This is a genomic window from Thermogutta sp. (assembly GCF_014359955.1).
Classification (GTDB): domain Bacteria; phylum Planctomycetota; class Planctomycetia; order Pirellulales; family Thermoguttaceae; genus Thermogutta.
The window spans coordinates 1-4,086 of the sequence record NZ_JACIYL010000388.1 but is presented as its reverse complement, the minus strand read 5'-3'; the positions used below and the strand labels follow the sequence as shown (position 1 = coordinate 4,086).

General features: G+C 54.3%; 3 protein-coding genes and 1 pseudogene. All 4 read left to right on the top strand.

Annotation, left to right across the window (positions count from 1 at the left end):
• Nucleotides 1–466 (top strand): annotated as a pseudogene (locus tag H5U08_RS11805) (6-phosphofructokinase); the annotation flags it as partial.
• Nucleotides 467–532: 66 nt separating this feature from the next.
• The gene (locus H5U08_RS11800; protein WP_297033245.1) at nt 533–1,405 is read left to right on the top strand and encodes an HAD hydrolase-like protein; all 873 of its coding nucleotides are present in this window, start codon (nt 533–535) and stop codon (nt 1,403–1,405) included.
• Nucleotides 1,406–1,538: 133 nt separating this feature from the next.
• Nucleotides 1,539–2,999: a decarboxylating NADP(+)-dependent phosphogluconate dehydrogenase gene (gene gnd, locus H5U08_RS11795; protein ID WP_297033243.1), complete on the top strand. Its 1,461-nt coding sequence runs from the start codon at nt 1,539–1,541 to the stop codon at nt 2,997–2,999.
• Between the two features lie 53 nt (nt 3,000–3,052).
• Nucleotides 3,053–3,838 (top strand): SDR family oxidoreductase, encoded by a 786-nt coding sequence (locus H5U08_RS11790; RefSeq protein ID WP_297033241.1) that lies wholly within the window; start codon nt 3,053–3,055, stop codon nt 3,836–3,838.
• Nucleotides 3,839–4,086: the final 248 nt, after the last annotated feature.

The window sequence follows — 4,086 nt, the reverse complement described above, 5'->3', positions numbered from 1 at the left end:
CCTGGTAAACTATTTGAATGAAAAAGGACTTCCCACCAAAGGGGCCGCACGCGGCAACGTCCCGGGCACGGACCAGAGGCATTCGATGGCCTACGCCTCCACCGTGGACCTGGAAGAGGCTTACAAGGTCGGCCAGCAGGCGGCGCTTCTGGCGGCCCGGGGAGAATCCGGGTTTATGGCCACCATCCTTCGGAATCCAGGCCCTGTTTACACGGTCCGCTACGACAAAGTGCCCCTGAAAGTGGTGGCCAACAGCGAACGCAAATTCCCCAAACAGTGGATCGCCCCGAGCGGAAACGATGTCACCGACGACTTTATTCGTTACGCCCGGCCACTTATTGGCGACGATATGCTCACTCTCCCCATGATCGATGGCAGGCAGCGACTCACTCGCCTTCAACCCATTTTCGCCGAGAAGAAATTGCCGTCTTACATTCCTCAGGCCGACCGGGCCCGAAAAAGCTGACGCTTTTGCGGAGGAAAGGAACCAGTTAAACCACGTGCCAACATCTTTTGAGCAGCAGGGAGTGACATGATCTCGTTCACCCGACAAAAAGATTTCCTTGTAGGTATTGATTCGGACGGTTGCGCATTTGACACGATGGAATTGAAACACAAGGAGTGTTTCATTCCAAACATCATTTACTACTACAACCTTCAGGGTGTGAGCAAATACGCTCGCGAAGTTGCAGAATTCGTCAATCTATATTCAAAAAGCCGGGGAATAAATCGATTTCCGGCACTCATAGAGACCCTCGAACGTCTCCGTCGCAGGCCGGAAGTAAAAGCGCGTCAGGTGCAGATTCGAGTTCCGGAATCACTGAAGGAATGGATAAAAAAGGAAAAAAAGCTAGGCAATCCGGCGCTCGAGGAAGCCGTTAAGGCGACCGGTGATGAAGACCTGAAGCAGGCCCTTGAATGGTCGCGAGCTGTGAATCGAACCGTTGAGTGGATGGTCAAGGGCGTGCCCCCGTTCCCCTACGTTCGAGAGAGTCTCGAACGACTTTGTCAGGTGGCCGACATCATCGTGGTCTCCGCCACTCCGGAAGAAGCACTCAAACGGGAATGGGCGGAGCACGGATTGGACCAATACGTGCGGGCCATTCTCGGCCAGGAAAGCGGCACGAAAAAAGATTTTCTCGCACTGGGCAGCCAGTACCCGCCAGGGCATACGCTAATGGTGGGCGATGCCCCCGGAGACCAGAAAGCAGCAGAGGCCAACTCGGCACTCTTCTTCCCAATTAACCCCGGTAAAGAAGAGCAGAGCTGGGAGGAATTCTTCAAACGGGGAATTGATCACTTCATTAACGGAACCTTTGGCGGCGAGTATCAATCCCAACTGATCGCGGACTTTGATCGCGCTTTACCAGCGAATCCACCCTGGATTGAAGAACCGGACGCATGACGCGTGTCTAAACAGAGCTGTTTATTTCCCAAAACTAAACGACAAAAAGTTGCTCAGTAATCGATAAATAGGTTACAGTTGATTCTTGTTGTATTCAGCAAGAATTCACCGAAATCTCAGCGAGGACGCGAAGATGAGCGATTTGTGCGACATTGCGGTCATTGGGCTGGAAGTCATGGGCCGTAACCTGGCCCTGAACATCGAAAGTCGCGGCTACAAAGTGGCCGTGTACAACCGCACCACCGAAAAAATGGAAAAATTTATTGAGGGTCCGGCGAAGGGTAAACGTATTGTGGGTTGCCGGACGCTGGAAGAACTCGTCAAAGCGCTTGCCCGGCCCCGCAAGGTCATGATGATGGTCAAAGCCGGCCCTGCTGTGGATGATCTCATTGAGCACCTCATCCCCCTTCTGGAACCCGGGGATATCCTGATCGACGGTGGTAACACCCATTTCGCTGACACCGAGCGCCGCACCCAGTACGTGGAATCCAAAAACCTTCTCTACATTGGAACCGGCGTGTCGGGTGGCGAAGAAGGTGCGCTCAAAGGGCCCAGCCTGATGCCAGGCGGCAGCGAAAAAGCCTGGCCTTTCGTCAAACCGATCTTTCAGGCCATCGCAGCCAAAGTCGGCCCCAACAAGGATATTCCCTGCTGCGATTGGGTGGGACCGCGCGGCGCCGGTCACTATGTCAAAATGGTCCATAACGGGATCGAATATGGCGACATGCAGTTGATCGCCGAAGCTTACTGGCTCCTCAAACATGCCCTCGGCGCTTCCAACGAAGAATTGTACGACATCTTCGATCAATGGAATCGGGGAGAACTTAACAGCTATCTCATCGAAATTACTCGCGATATTTTCAGCGTCATTGACAAAGAAACCGGTCAGTATCTTGTGGACCTGATCCTCGATAAAGCAGGCGCCAAGGGCACCGGTAAATGGATGAGCCAGGACGCCCTCGACCTCGGAATTCCCAGCACTCTGGTCACAGAAGCGGTCCATGCGCGAAATCTTTCCGCACTAAAATCCGAACGCGTTCGCGCCGCGGAAATCTTGCATGGTCCCAAGGGCGGGCGATATGACGGGGACCGACAGGCCTTCATTGAAGAAATCCGGCAGGCGCTCTACGCATCCAAGATCGTCAGTTACGCGCAGGGATTCGTTCAGCTCCGCGAGGCGGCCAGGGAATACAAATGGCCACTCAACTTCGGCAGCATTGCCATGCTCTGGCGAGGCGGTTGCATCATCCGCGCTGTATTCCTCGAACGCATCAAAGAGGCATTTGACGAAAATCCCCAACTGGAAAACCTCCTCCTGGCGCCTTATTTCCGCCAGGCAGTGGAAAAGGCCCAATCGGCGTGGCGGCACGTCGTAACAGTCGCCGTGCAATTGGGGATCCCGATCCCCGCGTTTGCCACTGCCCTGACCTATTATGACGGCTACCGATCCGCCGTGTTGCCAGCCAATCTGATCCAGGCTCAAAGGGATTACTTTGGAGCGCACACCTACGAGCGCGTCGACAAGCCCGGAGAGGGCCCCTTCCATACCGATTGGCTCTCTGAACGCAAAACACCGAAGGAAAGTGCAGAATAGTCTCCGCTAACCTCTTTTGACCAGCGAAAATTGAAAAAAGCAGGAGTAATCCTATGACTACTGCTGAATACCTGGAAGATCTTTTCGGACTTCATGGTCAGGTCGCCGTCGTCATCGGCGGCGCCGGTGAACTGGGTGGAGCCCTCTGCGAGGGAATCATGCGGGCAGGCGCCCACGTCGTCGTGGCCGATCTCTCCGAGGAGGCCTGTCAGAAGCGTGTTGAGAAACTCAAACAGTTCGGAGACCGTGTAAGCTATTGTCTGGTTGATGTAACCAACCGCCGCTCCATTGAGGATCTCCTGGAATTTGCCTTAAAAATCAAGGGACGCGTGGAAATCCTGGTCAATTGTGCGGGGATCAACGCGGGAAGTTCTTTTCTGGATGCCAGTCCCGAAATGTGGGACAAAATAATGGCCGTCAATCTGAAAGGCGTGTTCGAGGCCTGCCAGGTCTTTATCCGCCACATGCTTTCCGCCGGAGGCGGTTCGATTTTGAACATTGGATCGGTCACATCGTTCCTGCCTTTGTCAAAAGTATTCGCCTACGCCGCGTCTAAGGCTGGTGTGGTCAATCTGACAAAGAACATAGCCAACGAATTCGGCGATAAAGGAATCCGTGTCAACGCTATTTGCCCCGGATTCTTTCCGGCGGAGCAAAATCGTAAACTCCTCGACGAAGAGCGTGTACGGAACATCATCAGCGGCACCCCAATGCATCGTTTCGGGGAACCGCATGAACTCATCGGAGCGGCCCTGCTTCTACTTTCGCCTAAAGCCGGAAGCTACATCACAGGCGCCGCCTTCTATGTGGATGGCGGGTTTACCGCCGCATGGTTCTGAACCGCTCCGCGAAAATTTCCGCCGGCAATAACACCAACCCCGCCGTATCACGAATTGTCGTTGCGTCCAGGCAGCGCAGTCGAAGTCTGCGCTGCCGTTTTTAGCCACCATTACCCAAATAACTGTCCTTCAAAAACTCTACCGACTTGCGATGCTATGCGGGGCGGCTCAGGCTGAAGATAGGCAGGAGCAGTGACAACCCGATCGGTCCCACCACAACCCCCATCACGATGATCATGGCCGGTTCA